The sequence below is a fragment of the Mesorhizobium sp. M0830 genome (assembly GCF_040319965.1).
GTDB lineage: Bacteria > Pseudomonadota > Alphaproteobacteria > Rhizobiales > Rhizobiaceae > Mesorhizobium.
The window spans coordinates 23,755-40,015 of sequence record NZ_JAMYOR010000006.1; the positions used below are offsets into that span (position 1 = coordinate 23,755).

Here is a 16,261-nt window from a genome sequence, read left to right on the forward strand (position 1 = left end):
TCGGGTTATCCTTCGCAGCCTTCGCCGGCGTTGGCTGACGAAGCATCAAACGAAAAACCCGCCTGCACGGCGGGTCACTGGCGCAAATCAGCACCATGGGCGAATATGTACCATAGCTGAGGGCACGAGGTCAAGAAAAAATTCCTATCGTTAAAAGCTACCGGCACAAAAGCTGCCAATGCCCAACCCGGCCCTCGTCAGTCGATATCGAACGAGACGCCCTGGGCGAGCGGCAGTGCCTTTGAGTAGTTCACCGTGTTGGTGGCGCGCCGCATATAGGCCTTCCACGCATCGGAGCCGCTCTCGCGGCCGCCGCCGGTTTCCTTTTCGCCGCCAAAGGCACCTCCGATCTCGGCGCCCGAAGTGCCGATGTTGACATTGGCAATGCCGCAGTCCGACCCATCGACACCGAGGAAGCGCTCGGACTCCTGCAGGTCGCGGGTGAAGATCGACGACGACAGGCCGGCGCCCACCGCATTGTGCTCGTCGAGCACGGCGTCGAAATCCGAATATTTCATCACATAGAGGATCGGCGCGAAGGTCTCTTCCGTGACCGGGGCCACCTGCTTGGACATTTCGACCAGCGCCGGATGCACGTAATAGGCATCCGGATGACCATTCTCGACGCGCGCGCCGCCGGTAATCTTGCCACCCTGGGCGGCGGCTTCCTTCAACGCCTTCTGCATGTTCTCGTAGGCTGCCTTGTCGATCAGCGGCCCGACCAGCGAGGTGGTCTCCAGCGGATTGCCGACCGAGACGCTCTCGTAGGCCTTCTTGAGACGTGGAACCAGGGCGTCGTAGACGCTGTCATGCACGAACAGGCGCCGCAGCGTCGTGCAGCGCTGGCCTGCCGTGCCCATCGCTCCAAAGGCAATCGCGCGCAACGCCATGTCGAGATCGGCTGTCGGGCAGACGATGCCGGCATTGTTGCCGCCAAGCTCCAGCACCGCGCGCGCAAAGCGCCTGGCCAGCCGCGGGCCGACGTCGCGGCCCATGCGGGTCGAGCCGGTGGCCGAGACCAGCGGCACCTTTGGGTGATCGACCAGGATCTCGCCAACGGCGCGGTCACCGATCAGCACCGGCGCCAGTCCCTCAGGTGCATCCGCGCCGAAGCGCTTGACAGCACGGTTGAAGATAGCTTCGCAGGCAAGCGCCGTCAGCGGCGTCTTCTCCGACGGCTTCCACACCACCGCGTCGCCGCAGACCAGCGCCAGTGCCGCGTTCCACGACCACACCGCAACCGGGAAATTGAAGGCGGAGATGACACCGACGACGCCGAGCGGATGCCAGGTTTCCATCATGCGATGGCCCGGACGCTCGGTGGCGATGGTCAGGCCGTACAATTGCCTGGAGAGGCCGACGGCGAAATCGCAGATGTCGATCATCTCCTGCACTTCGCCGAGGCCCTCGGACGGGATCTTGCCGACCTCGATCGAGACCAGCCGGCCAAGCTCGGCCTTGTGCGCGCGCAGCTCCTCGCCGAGCAGCCGCACCAGTTCGCCGCGCCTCGGACCCGGCACCAGCCGCCATGCCTGGAAGGCCTTGTGCGCGGCATCGATGGTCTTGGCCGCATCGGCGGGCGAGATCGTCTTAAGCGCCGCGATCTGCTCGCCCGTCACCGGGCTGCGCACCATCAGGTCACCGCCGACAAGCGCATCCTTCGCCACACCCAGTTTCGCCAGAAGCTCGGTCGTTTCCTTCGCTATCGTCATTTTGTCCCTTTCGGATCCATCGCCATCAGATGGCGTTGAACCAATGCTTGCGCAATGTCGCCCGCATGCCGGTCAGCACTTCGGGCACAGTCATGGCGTGGCATTACTCGTTTCGGGGAAGAATCGCCACCCCGGCATGGTCCAAGCCCAGGCGACACGATTGAGCCAGACATGCGGACGGCGCTCAGTTTGCCTTTTGCGTCGGCGCGCGGGTGGCCCCGTCCTTCATCAGCCGGTCGATATGCATGCGGATATGAGCCGCTTCCGCCGCCGTGTTCGCCAGCGCAATCGCGCGGTCGAAGGCGACACGCGCCTCCTCGCCCCGCTCAAGCTGCATCAGAAGCCCACCCTTGAGGCCGAAGAAGTGGAAATAGCCGGAAAGCCGTTCTTCCAGCGGCTCGATCATGGCGAGCGCCTCTGCCGGACCACGCACCTTCGAGACGGCGACGGCCCGGTTGAGCGTGATCACCGGTGATGGCTGCATCTGCTCGAGCACGCGATAGAGCAGGTCGATCTCGTTCCAGTCGGTGTCCTCGGCCTTTTCAGCCCGCGCATGCAGCGCGGCAATGGCCGCCTGAACCTGGTAGGGGCCGGGCTTGCGATGGCGCAGCGCCTTGTCGACCAGTGCCAGCCCCTCATCGATCATCTTGCGGCTCCACAGGCTGCGATCCTGATCCTCGAGCAGCACGATCTCGCCGTCTTCGTCGAAACGGGCCGGTGCGCGCGCATGCTGCAGAAGCAGCAGCGCCGTCAGCCCCATGATCTCGGGCTCGGTCTGGAACAGCCGCAGCAACAGCCGTGCCAGCCGGATCGCCTCCTCGCACAGCGGCGCACGAGCAGGCGCCTCGCCGCTGTTGGTCGAATAGCCTTCGTTGAAGATCAGGTAGACCATCGCGGCGACGGCGGCGAGCCGTTCCGACCGCTCGACTGCGCCCGGCGTCTCGAATGGCACGCCGGCGTCCGCAATGCGCGCCTTGGCGCGGGTGATGCGCTGCTCCATGGCGCTTTCGCCAACCAGGAAGGCCCGCGCGATCTGCTTGACGGTGAGGCCCGAGACAATCCGCAGCGCCACCGCGATCTGCTGCGTTGCCGGCAGGTCGGGATGGCAGCAGATGAACAGCAGCCGCAATATGTCGTCGCGGTAATGCGCCCCGTCCAGCCGCTCGGCGATATCGCTTTCGGCGTCTTCCAGATCCGAGATCTGGTCTTCCTCCGGCATCGGCGCCTGTTTGGCCCGCTTGCGCACCGCGTCGATGCCGCTGTTGCGGCCGACAAAGATCAGCCATGCCGCCGGATCACGCGGCGGACCGTTCTGCGGCCAGTTCTTGATGGCCCTGAGGCACGCGTCCTGGAAAGCTTCTTCCGCCGTATCGAGATCGCGGAAATAACGCAGCAGCGCGCCCATCGCCTGCGGACGGGCGGCGCTGATCGCGGAGCTGATCCAGGCAAGTTCGGTCATGCCGGGACCTTGTTGCGGTTGAAGACCGAGACCGGCCGGATCTCGTAAGAGCCGCCACTCGGATTGACCTCGGAAAGTTCGCGGGCGAACTCCACGGCCTCGTCGAGATCGCCGCATTCGAGCGTGTAGAAGCCGAGGAATTGTTCCTTGGTCTCGGCAAACGGACCGTCGATGACGACCGCTTCGCCCTTGACCCTCCTCAGCGTCGTCGCGGCCGTGGTCGGCAAGAGCCTTGCCACCGGGCCAAGCCTGCCAGCTTTGACATATTTGTCCTGGACGTCGCGGAGATTGGCCATGACCTCGTCGTCCTGTGCCTTGCTCCAGGAGCAGACGACATCTTCGGAAGCATAGCAGAGGATTGCGTAGAGCATGGCGGGTCCTTTTCTCTGTCAAAGGACGAAACAGTAAGACCGATCCCGACACGGCGTCGATAAAAAAATCCCGAGGCGGCGGATTTGGCGTCGCTCCGTCGCTGCCGGTCAGCTTTCGTGCAGCTTCAGCCATCGCAGCACGAGCGCTTCCTCATCGTCCAGACCATCGATCGAGCGCTTATGCTTGTTGGCCTGTGCCATTTCGTCCAGCAATCGCCCCTTTGACCACGCCTCGAAGACCTGCGGGTGGATGTAGCATTTGCGGCAGACGGCACGCGTGTTGCCCAGCCGCTCGGCGACCTTGTCGACGACGCTGTTCATCACCCGCTTTTGCTGTGCCTGGCTTTCCGGCATTTCCGTCTGTGCAAACAGCGACGCGGCGTGGATGGTGCCGCCCCAGGTGCGGAAATGCTTCGAGCTGAAGGCATCGCCAGCCGCCTCACGGATATAGCGGTTGACGTCCTCCGAGTGGACCGGCCGCCTGTTGCCGCCGTCATCGAGGTACTGAAACAGCTTCTGGCCCGGCAGATCCTGCGCGCCGCGGACAATCCTGGCGATCCGGCGGTCGACCAGCTTCAGCTTCCACTCCTTGCCGGACTTGCCGTTGAAGGCAAAGCGCAGGCTTGAACCGACGATATCGACATGGCGGTCACGCAACGTGGTCAGCCCGAAACTCTTGTTGTCGCGGGCATAAGCGGCATTGCCGACCCGGATCATCGTGTTGTCGAGTAGCCAGACGACCGCGGCGACGACACGCTCGAACGGCAAACCGGGACGGCGCAGATCGCTGTCGATCCTGCGCCGCAGGGTCGGCAGGCTTTCGGCAAAGGCGACGAGGCTTGAATATTTGGCGCCGTCGCGTTCTTCGGCCCATTGCGGATGGTAGCGGTATTGCTTGCGTCCGCGCAGGTCCCTGCCCGTTGCCTGGATATGGCCGTCGGCGTCGGGCGAAATCCACACATCCGTCCAGGCTGGCGGAATGACAATTGCCTCGATACGCGCCTTGGTAGCATCCGAAACCGGCCGTCCATCCGGCCCCTTGTAGGTAAATCCCTTGCCTGTCTTCAGCCGCCGGATACCCGGCTCGGCATCACTGACATAGGTAAGCGACGCATGATCGGCCGAGCTTTGCGACCCGTTCTTCGGCGTGCCATTTTTCGGCACAGTGTCTCCGTCAGCCGATCGGCTGTGCGACAATCCGGATTTCTGCAGCATGTCAGCTCCGCGCAAATATCCGTAGATAAGCCATTGGCCGATTGCTGGTTCCACGTATGGTCGGAAAAGCCGGGGGCGGGCGAGAGCGCCGGCCCGAAGCTCAGGCCTTTTCGAGCACGACCGGAATGACGTCGACAGCTTGCTCGCCGACCTGTCCCCCCGTGGTCTTGAGAACGCCCACGATCGGTGCCACGTCCGAGTAGTCGCGGCCGTAACCGACGGTGATGTGGTCGTTGCTGGCCCGCATGCCGTTGGTCGGATCGAATTCCTGCCAGCCGGCGTCGCGCCCGCACCAGACCTTGACCCAGGCATGCATGGCATCGGCGCCTTCAAGCCGGGGTTTGCCCTTCGGCGGGATGGTGCGCAGGAAGCCGCTGACGTAGCCGGCCGGAATACCGAGCCCGCGCAGGCCGGCGATCATGATATGCGAAAAATCCTGGCATACACCGCGCTTCAACTTGAAGGCGTCGCTGGCCCTGGTTCGCACCGTGGTCGCCTCGCCGTCATAGGTGAAATCGCGATGGATGCGATTGCACAGGTTCATCGCCGTGCCGGCGGCAGAGCCGGCGACACTATCCCGAGCGTAGCCGGTGATCGCACCATCGATGCCGGCATGAATGCTGGCCGCCAGGAAATGGTGGGGTGTATCAGGCGCCAGCGACCGCACGGCGGCAAGCTCCTGCCTGAGCCTGCCGATATCGGGCGACACGTCGAGGCCGGGCTCGGGCCGCGACACCGATACGCGTGCGCTCATCCTTATGTCGAGTGTGTCATGCGCGTCGCGAAAGGCGATCGACGTGACGTTGTTGCCGAAGAAATCGGGAAAATCCGAACGCTCATTGGGCGCCGGCGCAAAGGACAAGGATGCCGCGATGACGCGCTGAACGTCCGATATCGTCGACGGCAGCACGCGGATCTGATGGCGGCCGCCACCGGCCGCCGCGGCATAGTCGTAATGGAGATGAAGCCTGATGTCGTAAAGCATGCTCTACTTTTCTCGTTTCGGAACCGGCTTAGCCGAAATAGGCTTTGGCGAGGCTGTTGTAGAGGCCGCCGATTTCGTGGGCGAGATCATCCAGCGCCTTCGCTGTCATGTCCGAAGGCTCCTTGATGGCGATGGCAGTGTTGAGCTGCAGGATTTCCTTCGCCGCCGGCGACATGTGCCCTTGCCGGCCGAGCGATGGCAACAGGCCGATCTCGGCCTTCAGCCTTTCGAGCTGGAACAGGATGGAGCGAGGATTGAGCGGGTCGAGCGCCAAGAGATCGACTACCGTGCGCCGGCCGGCCTGCACCGGATATTGCCGACGGTGGGTCATCACGCTGTCGCCGATCTCCAGCATCATGTCGAGCGCGCCGTCCGGCGCCTTGGCGCTGGTCAGCCGCGATAGCGTACGGGCGATCTGGATGCCGCGCTCCAGCCTCCGGCCGATCTCGAGGAAGCGCCAGCCGGCGAAGCGGTACATGTTCTCGTGCAGCAGGCCGGAAAAGCCAGCGAGCTTGCGCAGGATGACCGTCATCGCCCGGGTCGCGTCGTCGCCTGGCGCTACCGTCGTTGCGAACTGATGGATGGTCTTCGACAGGTCCTTCAGCGCCAGCCAGCCATCGGGCGAGAAGCGGTCGCGAATCTGACCGGCGCTGTAGACCGCGCTATCCAGCGTACCGATCAGCCCTGACGGGATCGCCGTCTCGATGTCGATGCCGAAAGGTTGGAGATACTCCCTGATGTCGGCGAGCAGCGGCATATCCGGGTCGGAGGTTTCGGCCAGCCGCACATGATAGGCGCGCAGGATGCGCACCGTGTCTTCCGAGCGTTCGATGTAACGTCCGAGCCAGGTCAGGTTCTCCGCCGCGCGGCTGGGCAGGCTACCGGGCTTGGTGCGCGTGAAACTGTCGCCCTCTTGCGGCAGCAGCGTCTCGCGCTCCACCGGTCGCTCGCTGACCACCCAGACGTCCGCCGCCTGGCCTCCGCGCTGCATCGCGATCGCCGTCGGGTCGAGCGACAGGCCGACGCGGGCAAAGCCACCCGGCATCACCGTCCAGCCTGCGGGCGTTCGCGCCAGATAGACCCGCAGGCTCGCCGGCCGGGGCTCCAGCCAGCCCCCGACATAGACGGGCGTCGTCGAAAGCGTCACCGCTTCCTGGCCGACGAAGTTGCCGCCATCGCGCTCGATGCGCGACACCAGCTCCGCCCGCTCCCCGGCCGACAGCGCCGAGCCGAGCTTCGTCTGATCGTCATCCTCGAAGGCAAGTCTCGTCGACAGCGCTGGCCCGATCACCATGCGGTCGATATTGGCCAGCACATGCGCGCGTTCGGTTGCTTGCCCGCACCACCATGTCGCGACACTTGGCAGCAGCAATTCCTCGCCCCGCAAGGCGCGCGAGATCTTGGGCAGGAAGGCAAGCAGCGCCCGCGTCTCCATCAGGCCGGAGCCCAGCGCATTGACCGTCGCAACCGCAGCCTGGCGGATCGCCTCGACCAGGCCCGGCGTGCCGATCTGCGAGTCCGCGCGCAGTTCGAGCGGATCTGCAAAAGCAGCATCGAGCCGCCGCCACAACACGCTGATCGGCATCAGCCCGGAAACCGTGCGCACCATCAGCCTGCCGCCGGAAACAGTCAAATCCTCGCCTTCGAGCAGCATGATGCCGAGATAGCGAGCGATATAGGCGTGTTCGTAATAGGTTTCGTTGAGCGGCCCAGGCGTCAGGATGGCAACGCGGCCGTCGGTCTCCTTGGCCATGCCGATCAGTGCATCGCGAAAGCGGCGAAAGAAGCCGGCAAGGCGGTGCACATGCATCTCGCCATAGATATCGGACAGCGCGCGCGTGGTGGCGACACGGTTCTCCAGTGCGAAGCCGGCGCCCGACGGCGCCTGGGTGCGGTCGCCAAGCACCCACCATTGGCCGTCAGGCCCACGGCCGAGTTCGAAGGCGCAGAAATGCAGGAAATGGCCACCGGCCGGCTTGGTGCCGACGACGGGACGCAAATACTCCGGGCTCGCCGCGATCAGTCCCGCCGGCAGGATGCCTTTCTCGACCAGCCGGTTCGGCCCGTAAATATCGGCGATTGTTTCCTCGAACAGTTCGGCGCGCTGCACGAGGCCGGCGCTGATCGCCGCCCACTCGCTCTCTTCGATAAGAACCGGGACGTGCGCCAGCGGCCATTCGCGCTCATTGGCGCCAGCCTTGTCGTAGACGCGGTAATAAACACCGGCATCGCGCAGATACTGGTCGGCGCGGGCAAAGCGCTGGCCAAGCTTTTCAGGCCCCAGCTCGTCGAGCGCCTCGATGAAGTGTTTCCAGGTCGGACGGGGGTTTCCTGACGCATCGACCATCTCGTCGACGACGCCGTCGATCGGCTGGTAGTGCTCCAGCAGGCTGTGGATCTGCGGCTTGCCGCGTACTCGTCTGTGATTCCCCTTCGCCATCGCTGATCAGAGTCTTGCCGGCCGCCGAAGGTCAAGGGTCATCGGGAAATCTTCCGCCGGTTGTTCTTCACGCAGCACATAGGCGGACGGCGTATGCCCGCGCGGTTCGAAGCGGGCGAGGCGCCGTGCCTCCGCCTCATTGCCGTTGACCGGGAATGTATCGTAGTTGCGCCCGCCCGGATGCGCGACATGGTAGACGCAGCCGCCGACCGCCCGGCCCGACCAGCGGTCATAGATATCGAACACCAGCGGCGTGTTGACCGGCAGTGCCGGATGCAGACCGGAGGCCGGTTGCCAGGCCTTGAAACGGACGCCCGCCACGGCGACTTCGCGATTGTCCGTGACCTTCATGGGCACGATGCGGCCGTTGCAAACGATCGCGTGCCGCTCCGGATTGAGACCTTCGGTCTTGACCTGCAGCCGCTCGACCGAGGAATCGACGAAGCGCACGGTACCACCGATCGCTCCTTGCTCGCCCATGACATGCCACGGCTCCAGCGCCTGGCGCAGTTCCAGCTTGACGCCCGCGTGCTGAACCTCGCCGCAGAACGGGAAGCGGAACTCGAGCTGGGCGTCGAACCATTCGGGCCTGAACTCGAAACCGTTGAGCTTGAGGTCGTCAAGCACGTCGAGAAAATCGGCCCAGACATAGTGCGGCAGCATGAAGCGATCGTGCAGCGACGTACCCCAGCGCACGAAGCGGCCGTCGAGCGGGCTCTTCCACGCGCGGGCAATGATCGCCCTGACAAGCAGTTGCTGCGCCAGGCTCATGCGCGCATTGGGCGGCATCTCGAAGCCGCGGAACTCGACAAGACCCAGCCGGCCGGTCGGCCCGTCCGGCGAGAACAGCTTGTCGATGCAGATTTCCGAACGGTGCGTATTTCCGGTGACGTCGGTCAACAAATTGCGGAACAGTCGGTCGACCAGCCAAGGCAAGGGTGCCGCGCCCTGATCTGGATGCGGCACCTGCGCCATCGCGATTTCGAGCTCGTAGAGCGAGTCGTGACGCGCCTCGTCGAAGCGCGGCGCCTGGCTTGTCGGGCCGATGAACAGACCGGAGAACAGATAGGACAGCGACGGACGCCGCTGCCATTGCAGCACCAGGCTCTTCAACAGGTCCGGCCGGCGCAGGAATGGGCTGTCATTGGGCGTCGCGCCGCCGACGACGACATGGTTGCCGCCGCCGGTGCCGGTATGGCGGCCGTCGATCATGAATTTATCGGCGCCAAGTCGTGTCTGCCGCGCTTCCTCGTAGATCGCCGTCGTCGTCGCCACGCAATCCTGCCAGTTCGAAGCCGGATGGATGTTGACCTCGATGACGCCGGGATCGGGCGCCACGCGGATGACGTTGAGGCGCGGATCATGCGGCGGGCCATAGCCTTCGATATGCACGGGAAGGCCGATCGCCTTTGCCGCGTTTTCGGCCGCCGCGACCAGTTCGAGATAATCCTCCAGCGCTTCGACTGGCGGCATGAACACGCAGAGCCGGCCGTCGCGCGGTTCGACCGAAAGTGCGGTGCGCACCGCGCCGCCGATCTCGGTGATCTCCTGTTCCACCCGATCCTGCTGGCCGGTCGCCGCCGTGAAGGACGCCGCCTGCTGGCGGCGCGCCATCTCGTCGGCGCCTTCCTGTTCGGCCGGAGCCGTCCCGGGCAATATGGCTTCGCGCGCGGGCAACGGTCCGCGCGGCAGCGATGGATCGACCGGCACGATGTAGGGGAACTGCGCCGGCGGCACATAGGGCAACGTGCCGAGCGGCAAGCGGTAGCCGACGGGTGAATCGCCCGGCACCAGGAACAGCCGGCCGCGCCGCGTATGCCATCTTTCCGAGCGCCAGCGCGGCCCTGACGCCTGGCTGTTCCAGCGCTGCACGGGCAACACGTAACCCGACGGCTTGGTCAGCCCGCGTTCGAACACTTTCGCCATGCGGCTGCGCTCTTCCGGGTCCTCAAGCTTGGAGTTGGACGGATCGACATTGTCCGGCAGCTTGCCCTCCTTGAGCAGCCACTCGGCCGGATCCTCATAGGCTTCGCTGACCATGCTTTTGTCGATGCCGAGTTCGCCGGCAATCGCGGTCAGTAGGCTTTCGGCCTGTTTCGGGCCGACATCGGCCTCGCTCTTTTCGCGCGCGATCAGCGACGGGTCGCTCCACACCGGCTCGCCATCGGCCCGCCAGTAGAGCGAGAAGGTCCAGCGCGGCAGGCTCTCGCCCGGATACCATTTGCCCTGGCCATAGTGGAGGAAACCACCCGGCGCGAAACGTTCGCGCAGTTTTCGGATCAGTTCATCGGCCTTTTCGCGCTTGGTCGGGCCGACGGCGGCGGTATTCCATTCGGCCGACTCGAAATCGTCGATCGACACGAAAGTCGGCTCGCCGCCCATCGTCAGCCGCACGTCCCCGGCCGACAGTGCGGCATCGACCTTGTTGCCCAGCGCGTCGAGCGCCTGCCAGCTTTCGTCCGAAAACGGCTTGGTGATGCGCGGGTGCTCTGCGATGCGGTCTACCCGCATGTCGAAGCCGAATTCGACATTGGCGAAGCTCGCCATGCCGGAAATCGGGGCAGCGTTGCGGAAATGCGGCGTCGCCGCCAGCGGCACATGACTTTCGCCGGTGAGCAGGCCCGAGGTCGGGTCGAAGCCGATCCAGCCCGCGCCGGGAAGATAGACCTCGCACCAGGCATGCAGGTCGGTGAAGTCGACGGCGGTTCCGGCTGGCCCGTCGAGCGCCACCAGATCCGGCTTCAACTGGATCAGGTAGCCGGAAACGAAGCGCGCGGCGATGCCGAGATTGCGCAGGATCTGCACCAGCAGCCAGCTCGAATCCCGGCACGAACCCTTTTTCGCCGCAAGCGTCTCCTCCGGCGAGAACACACCGGTCTCCATGCGAACGATATAGGCAATTTCGCGCTGCAGCCGCGCATTGAGATCGACGAGGAAATTGACAGTATTCGGCGCGCTGCGGTCGATTGTTCCGAGCAAGGCCGAAAGCAACGGGCCGGCCGGCTCCGGCGTCCGGTAGATGGCGAGATCGTCGCGTATCTCTTCCGGGTACTCGAACGGGAAGGTCTCGGCCGATGGTTCGACGAAGAAGTCGAACGGATTGTAGACCGTCATGTCAGCGACAAGGTCGACCTCGATCTTCAGCTCCGTCACCGGCTCCGGGAAGACGAAGCGGGCAAGGAAGTTGCCGTAGGGATCCTGCTGCAGATTGACGAAGTGGTTCGCCGGCTCGACTTTGAGCGAATGGCTGAGCACCTTGGTGCGGGAATGCGGCGCCGGCTGCAGCCTGATGATCTGGGGACCGAGAACCACCGGCCGGTCGTACTTGTAATGGGTCAGGTGATAGACAGCTGCCAGAATTGCCATGAAGCCCCGGAATTCAGCGTTTCAAACGATTTCGCTGAACCCTGACACATCAGGCGGCCATTCTCCAAGCAGAGATGTTGCGGTGCACCTAATTTAAGCAGCTGCCGAACGCTCAGAAGAACGCCTGTATCCCCGTCTGCGCCCGTCCCAGGATCAGCGCGTGCACGTCATGCGTGCCCTCATAGGTGTTGACCGTCTCCAGGTTCTGCGCATGGCGCATGACGTGGTAGCCGATCTGGATGCCGTTGCCGCCATGCATGTCGCGGGCCTGGCGGGCGATATCGAGCGCCTTGCCGCAATTGTTGCGCTTGACGATCGAGATCATTTCCGGCGCCATCTTGCCTTCATCGAGCAACCGTCCGACGCGCAACGATGCCTGCAGCCCAAGCGCTATCTCGGTCTGCATGTCGGCGAGCTTCTTCTGGTAAAGCTGCGTGCCGGCCAACGGCTTGCCGAACTGCTTGCGATCAAGACCGTATTGGCGGGCGCGGTGCCAGCAATCTTCCGCAGCCCCCATCGAGCCCCAGGAAATGCCGTAGCGGGCCCGGTTGAGGCAGCCGAATGGACCGCCAAGCCCCTTGGCGTTGGGCAACAGCGCGTCTTCGCCGACTTCGACGCCTTCCATCACCACTTCGCCGGTGATCGATGCCCGCAGCGACAGCTTGCCGCCGATCGTCGGAGCCGAAAGCCCCTTCATGCCCTTTTCCAGCACAAAGCCGCGGATCTCGTCCTTGCCGTTCTCGCCCTTCAACTTCGCCCAGACGACGAACACGTCGGCGACCGGCGCGTTGGAAATCCACATCTTGGAGCCGGACAGCCTGTAGCCGTTCGCGGTCTTGTCGGCGCGCGTCTTCATGCCGCCGGGGTCGGAGCCGGCATCCGGCTCGGTCAGGCCGAAACAGCCGATCCACTCGCCGCTGGCGAGCTTGGGCAGGTATTTTCTGCGCTGTTCGTCCGAGCCATAGGCATAGATCGGGTACATCACCAGCGACGACTGCACTGACATCATCGAGCGATAGCCGGAGTCAACACGTTCGACTTCGCGCGCGACCAACCCGTAGGTCACATAGTTCGCGCCGAGGCCGCCAAACTCCTCGGGAATATTGATGCCGAGCAGGCCGGCCTCGCCCATTTCGCGGAAGATCGCGGTGTCGAAGGTCTCGTTGAGATAGGCGTCCTCGATTCGAGGCGCCAGTCTGTCGGCGGCAAAGGCTGCCGCACCATCGCGCACCATGCGCTCGTCTTCCGAAAGCTGGTCCTCGATCAGGAACGGGTCTTCCCAGACGAATGCATTCTTGTTGGCAGCCATGGCATTCTCCCAAACCAATGCATGTCGCCCAAACATGTTCAGCAGTTTTGGATGACGACATGCATGAAGCAAAATCTTGGCCCGGCTTATCGGCCTGCGCCTTGAAAAAATCAAACGAAATTGCTTCACCGATCAATGAGCGTTAGTAATGGATCATGAGTGTCCAGCGCCGACTTTTGCCCAACATCAGCGCCCTTGCCGCCTTCGAGGCTGTGGCCCGGCTCGGCAGCTTCACCGCCGCCGCCCAGGAGCTCGATCTGACCCAGGGGGCGGTCAGCCGGCAAATCAGGTTGCTGGAAGATCAGTTCGGCCGCCGATTGTTCGAGCGCGACAGCCGCAATGTCAGGCTGTCGACATCAGGCGAAATCTACGCCGACGCGGTGCGTTCAGCGCTTGGCCAGTTGCGTGACGCAGCCCTTGGATTGATGAGCAATCGCCATAGCGGCATCCTGAACCTTGCCATATTGCCGACCTTCGGCACGCGCTGGCTGATGCCGATGATCCCCGATTTCGTCGAAAACAATCCCGATATCACCATCAACTTCGTCACCCGCGTCGGCCGCTTCGACTTCGCACGCGAGCGGCTGGATGCGGCAATCCACTACGGCCTGCCGGACTGGCCGGAGGCCGACTCGACGCTTCTGGTTCGCGAAACGGTGGCCCCGGTCGTCTCGCCAGAATTCCTCGCCGGCCGCGCCATCGCCTCACCGGCCGATATCGGCCGCTTGCCGCTGCTGCATATGGCGACGCGGCCCGGCGCCTGGACCGAATGGTTCGAGCACCAGGGGCTGAGCGCGCCGAGCGGACCCGGCATGCAGTTCGAACAGTTCGGCACCGCTGCCCAGGCCTGCATGGCTGGCCTCGGCGTGGCGCTGTTGCCGCTGATCCTCATCGCAGGCGAATTGCATCGCGGCCAGCTCGTGCTGGCGCCCGGCCAGCCGATGCAAAGCCGCAGCGCCTACTATCTCGTCGTCCCGCACGACAAGCGCGGCCATCCCCCCGTCGCCAGCTTTCGCGACTGGTTGCTGGGTCAGGTTGAGAAGGAGCCGGCAGTTCTGGCTTGGTAGCTACTTCCGCTTCAGCGCATCGGCCAGCGCCGCGCCGAACGCGCCTTGCTGTGCGGGCCGCTCCGGTTGGCGCTGCGGCGCCGGTGCACGTGGCGCTGGCCTGCCGCCGCCATTGTCGCGCGGCCCACCGCGCGGTGCCCCGCCTTCGCCCCCGTCCTTGCGCATCGAAAGCGCGATACGCTTTCGCTTGATGTCGACATCGACGACGCGCACCTTGACCACATCGCCAGCCTTGACCACCTCATGTGCGTCCTTGATGAACCGGTCAGCCAGCTGCGAGACGTGCACCAGCCCGTCCTGGTGGACGCCGATATCGACGAAGGCGCCGAAGGCAGCGACATTGGTGACGGTGCCTTCCAGCAGCATGCCGGGCTTCAGATCCTTGATGTCGTCGATGCCGTCGGCGAAGGTCGCCGTCTTGAAACCGGGGCGCGGGTCGCGGCCGGGCTTTTCCAGCTCCGCCAGGATATCGCGCACCGTTGGCAAGCCGAAACGCTCATCGACGAAGACGCGCGGGTCGAGCGCCTTCAGTGTTGCACTGTCCCCCATCAGCGAACGGACATCGCGCCCACAGGCGGCAACGATCTTCTTCGCCACGCCATAGGCTTCGGGGTGCACCGACGAGGCATCGAGCGGCTCGCTGCCATTGGCAATGCGCAGGAAGCCGGCGCTTTGCTCGAACGCCCGAGGTCCAAGGCGGGCGACCTTCAGCAGATCCTTCCGGCTGGCGAAAGGGCCGGTCGCATCGCGATGCGCGACAATGGCGTCCGCGAGTGACGCACCGAGACCTGAAACGCGCGCCAGGAGTGGCGCCGAGGCGGTGTTGAGATCGACGCCGACGGCGTTGACGGCATCCTCCACCACCGCTTCCAGCGAACGTCCCAGCCGGTACTGGTCGACATCGTGCTGATATTGGCCGACGCCGATCGATTTTGGCTCGATCTTGACCAGCTCGGCCAGCGGATCCTGCAGCCGCCGTGCGATCGACACGGCGCCTCGCAAGGATACGTCGAGGCCGGGGAATTCCGCCGCCGCCGTCGCCGATGCCGAATAGACCGAGGCGCCCGCCTCGCTAACGATCACCTTCAATGGCTTCGGGCCACCGTCCGCCGGCATGTCGGACAGCATGTCCGCCACCAGCTTTTCCGTCTCGCGGCTGCCGGTGCCGTTGCCGATCGAGATCAGTTCGACCTTGTGCAGGCGGATAAGCTTGGCGAGTTCCGCCTGTGTGCCACGCACATCGTTCCTCGGCGGAAACGGATAGACCGTCGTCGTGGTCAGCACCTTGCCGGTTCCGTCGACCACCGCCACCTTGACGCCGGTGCGGATGCCGGGGTCGAGCCCCATCGTGGCACGAGAACCGGCGGGAGCCGCGAGCAGCAAATCCTTTAGATTGCGGGCAAAGACGTGGATCGCTTCCTCTTCCGCTCGTTCGCGCAGATCGCGCATCAAATCGAGCGTCAGGTGCAGCGACAGTTTTATGCGCCAGGTCCAGCCCGCCACCTCCATCAGCCAGCGGTCGCCCGGCAGGCTGCCGCCGATGGCATAGGCATTGGCGATCATCCGCTCGACCGGCTTCACCGGCGAAGCGTCGTCGGCATCGACCTCGATGTCGAGCGACAGCACTTCCTCGTTGCGGCCGCGCAGCATCGCCAGCGCGCGATGGCTCGGCACATTCGCCCAGCGCTCGACATGGTCGAAATAATCGGAGAATTTCGCGCCGGCCTCTTGTTTGCCGTCGACCACCCTGGCCCGCATGAAAGCACGTTCCTTCATGTGGGTGCGCAACTTGCCGATCAGGTCGGCATTCTCGGCGAACTGTTCCGACAGGATGTCGCGCGCGCCGTCGAGCGCCGCCTTGGCGTCGGCAACATCTTCGCTGACATAAGCTAGCGCCAGTTCGGCCGGAACGAGCGAGCGGTCGGCGAGAATGGCTTCCGCCAGCGGCCCCAGCCCGCGCTCCCGAGCGATCTCGGCTTTGGTGCGGCGCTTGGGCTTGTAGGGCAGATAGATATCTTCCAGTTCCGCCTTGGTGGTGGCGGCGACGATCTTGCCCTCAAGCTCTGCGGTCAGCTTGCCCTGCTCGCGGATGGAGCCAAGGATGGTGTCGCGGCGGGCATCGAGCTCGCGCAGGTAGGCAAGCCGTTCGGCAAGGTCGCGCAATTGCGTGTCGTCCAGCCCGCCGGTGACCTCCTTGCGGTAGCGCGCCACGAACGGCACCGTCGCGCCCTCGTCGAGCAATTCGATCGCAGCGACCGCCTGTTCGGGCCGGGCACTGATCTCGGCCGCGATGATGGCTGCGATGCGCTTGATGTCGGATGCCATGTCGTTCCTGCT

10 protein-coding genes are annotated in these 16,261 nt (G+C 64.4%); 1 reads left to right on the plus strand and 9 read right to left on the minus strand.

What is annotated here, in order from left to right:
* Positions 1 to 197: 197 nt before the first annotated feature.
* The 8 genes from amaB to NKI20_RS05870 form a co-directional block, all read right to left on the minus strand.
* A complete protein-coding gene (gene amaB, locus NKI20_RS05835) occupies positions 198 to 1,712 on the minus strand; it encodes an L-piperidine-6-carboxylate dehydrogenase (protein ID WP_352829066.1) in 1,515 nt (504 codons plus the stop codon).
* A 184-nt stretch (positions 1,713 to 1,896) separates the two neighbouring features.
* A complete protein-coding gene (locus NKI20_RS05840; RefSeq protein WP_352829068.1) occupies positions 1,897 to 3,171 on the minus strand; it encodes an RNA polymerase sigma factor in 1,275 nt (424 codons plus the stop codon).
* On the minus strand, positions 3,168 to 3,542 hold the full coding sequence (locus NKI20_RS05845; protein ID WP_352599780.1) for a YciI family protein: 375 nt from the start codon (positions 3,540 to 3,542) through the stop codon (positions 3,168 to 3,170). The genes NKI20_RS05840 and NKI20_RS05845 overlap by 4 nt, the downstream gene beginning before the upstream one ends.
* A gap of 108 nt (positions 3,543 to 3,650) precedes the next feature.
* A complete protein-coding gene (locus NKI20_RS05850) occupies positions 3,651 to 4,757 on the minus strand; it encodes a DNA topoisomerase IB (protein ID WP_352829069.1) in 1,107 nt (368 codons plus the stop codon).
* A gap of 100 nt (positions 4,758 to 4,857) precedes the next feature.
* Positions 4,858 to 5,742, minus strand: coding sequence for a transglutaminase family protein (locus tag NKI20_RS05855; RefSeq protein WP_023761648.1), 885 nt, complete (start codon positions 5,740 to 5,742; stop codon positions 4,858 to 4,860).
* A 28-nt stretch (positions 5,743 to 5,770) separates the two neighbouring features.
* Positions 5,771 to 8,182 (minus strand): circularly permuted type 2 ATP-grasp protein, encoded by a 2,412-nt coding sequence (locus NKI20_RS05860; protein WP_352829071.1) that lies wholly within the window; start codon positions 8,180 to 8,182, stop codon positions 5,771 to 5,773.
* 6 nt (positions 8,183 to 8,188) lie between these two features.
* Positions 8,189 to 11,548: a transglutaminase family protein gene (locus tag NKI20_RS05865; RefSeq protein ID WP_352829073.1), complete on the minus strand. Its 3,360-nt coding sequence runs from the start codon at positions 11,546 to 11,548 to the stop codon at positions 8,189 to 8,191.
* 112 nt (positions 11,549 to 11,660) lie between these two features.
* Positions 11,661 to 12,857 carry an acyl-CoA dehydrogenase gene (locus NKI20_RS05870; protein WP_352829075.1) on the minus strand — a complete coding sequence of 399 codons (1,197 nt, stop codon included), beginning with the start codon at positions 12,855 to 12,857 and terminating at the stop codon, positions 11,661 to 11,663.
* Between the two features lie 155 nt (positions 12,858 to 13,012).
* On the opposite strand from NKI20_RS05870, the gene NKI20_RS05875 reads away from it, so the two are divergent.
* Positions 13,013 to 13,924, plus strand: coding sequence for a LysR family transcriptional regulator (locus tag NKI20_RS05875; RefSeq protein ID WP_352829077.1), 912 nt, complete (start codon positions 13,013 to 13,015; stop codon positions 13,922 to 13,924).
* Here NKI20_RS05875 and NKI20_RS05880 read toward each other — a convergent pair whose 3' ends face one another.
* Complete coding sequence (locus tag NKI20_RS05880) at positions 13,925 to 16,249, minus strand: Tex family protein (protein ID WP_352599768.1); 2,325 nt, start codon at positions 16,247 to 16,249, stop codon at positions 13,925 to 13,927.
* Between the last annotated feature and the right edge of the window lie 12 nt (positions 16,250 to 16,261).

Bases quoted from the DNA above. Each gene is read 5' to 3' on its own strand.
- amaB (WP_352829066.1), bottom strand. From the start codon at position 1,712: ATGACGATAGCGAAGGAAACGACCGAGCTTCTGGCGAAACTGGGTGTG.
- NKI20_RS05840 (WP_352829068.1), bottom strand. From the start codon at position 3,171: ATGACCGAACTTGCCTGGATCAGCTCCGCGATCAGCGCCGCCCGTCCG.
- NKI20_RS05845 (WP_352599780.1), bottom strand. From the start codon at position 3,542: ATGCTCTACGCAATCCTCTGCTATGCTTCCGAAGATGTCGTCTGCTCC.
- NKI20_RS05850 (WP_352829069.1), bottom strand. From the start codon at position 4,757: ATGCTGCAGAAATCCGGATTGTCGCACAGCCGATCGGCTGACGGAGAC.
- NKI20_RS05855 (WP_023761648.1), bottom strand. From the start codon at position 5,742: ATGCTTTACGACATCAGGCTTCATCTCCATTACGACTATGCCGCGGCG.
- NKI20_RS05860 (WP_352829071.1), bottom strand. From the start codon at position 8,182: ATGGCGAAGGGGAATCACAGACGAGTACGCGGCAAGCCGCAGATCCAC.
- NKI20_RS05865 (WP_352829073.1), bottom strand. From the start codon at position 11,548: ATGGCAATTCTGGCAGCTGTCTATCACCTGACCCATTACAAGTACGAC.
- NKI20_RS05870 (WP_352829075.1), bottom strand. From the start codon at position 12,857: ATGGCTGCCAACAAGAATGCATTCGTCTGGGAAGACCCGTTCCTGATC.
- NKI20_RS05875 (WP_352829077.1), top strand. From the start codon at position 13,013: ATGAGTGTCCAGCGCCGACTTTTGCCCAACATCAGCGCCCTTGCCGCC.
- NKI20_RS05880 (WP_352599768.1), bottom strand. From the start codon at position 16,249: ATGGCATCCGACATCAAGCGCATCGCAGCCATCATCGCGGCCGAGATC.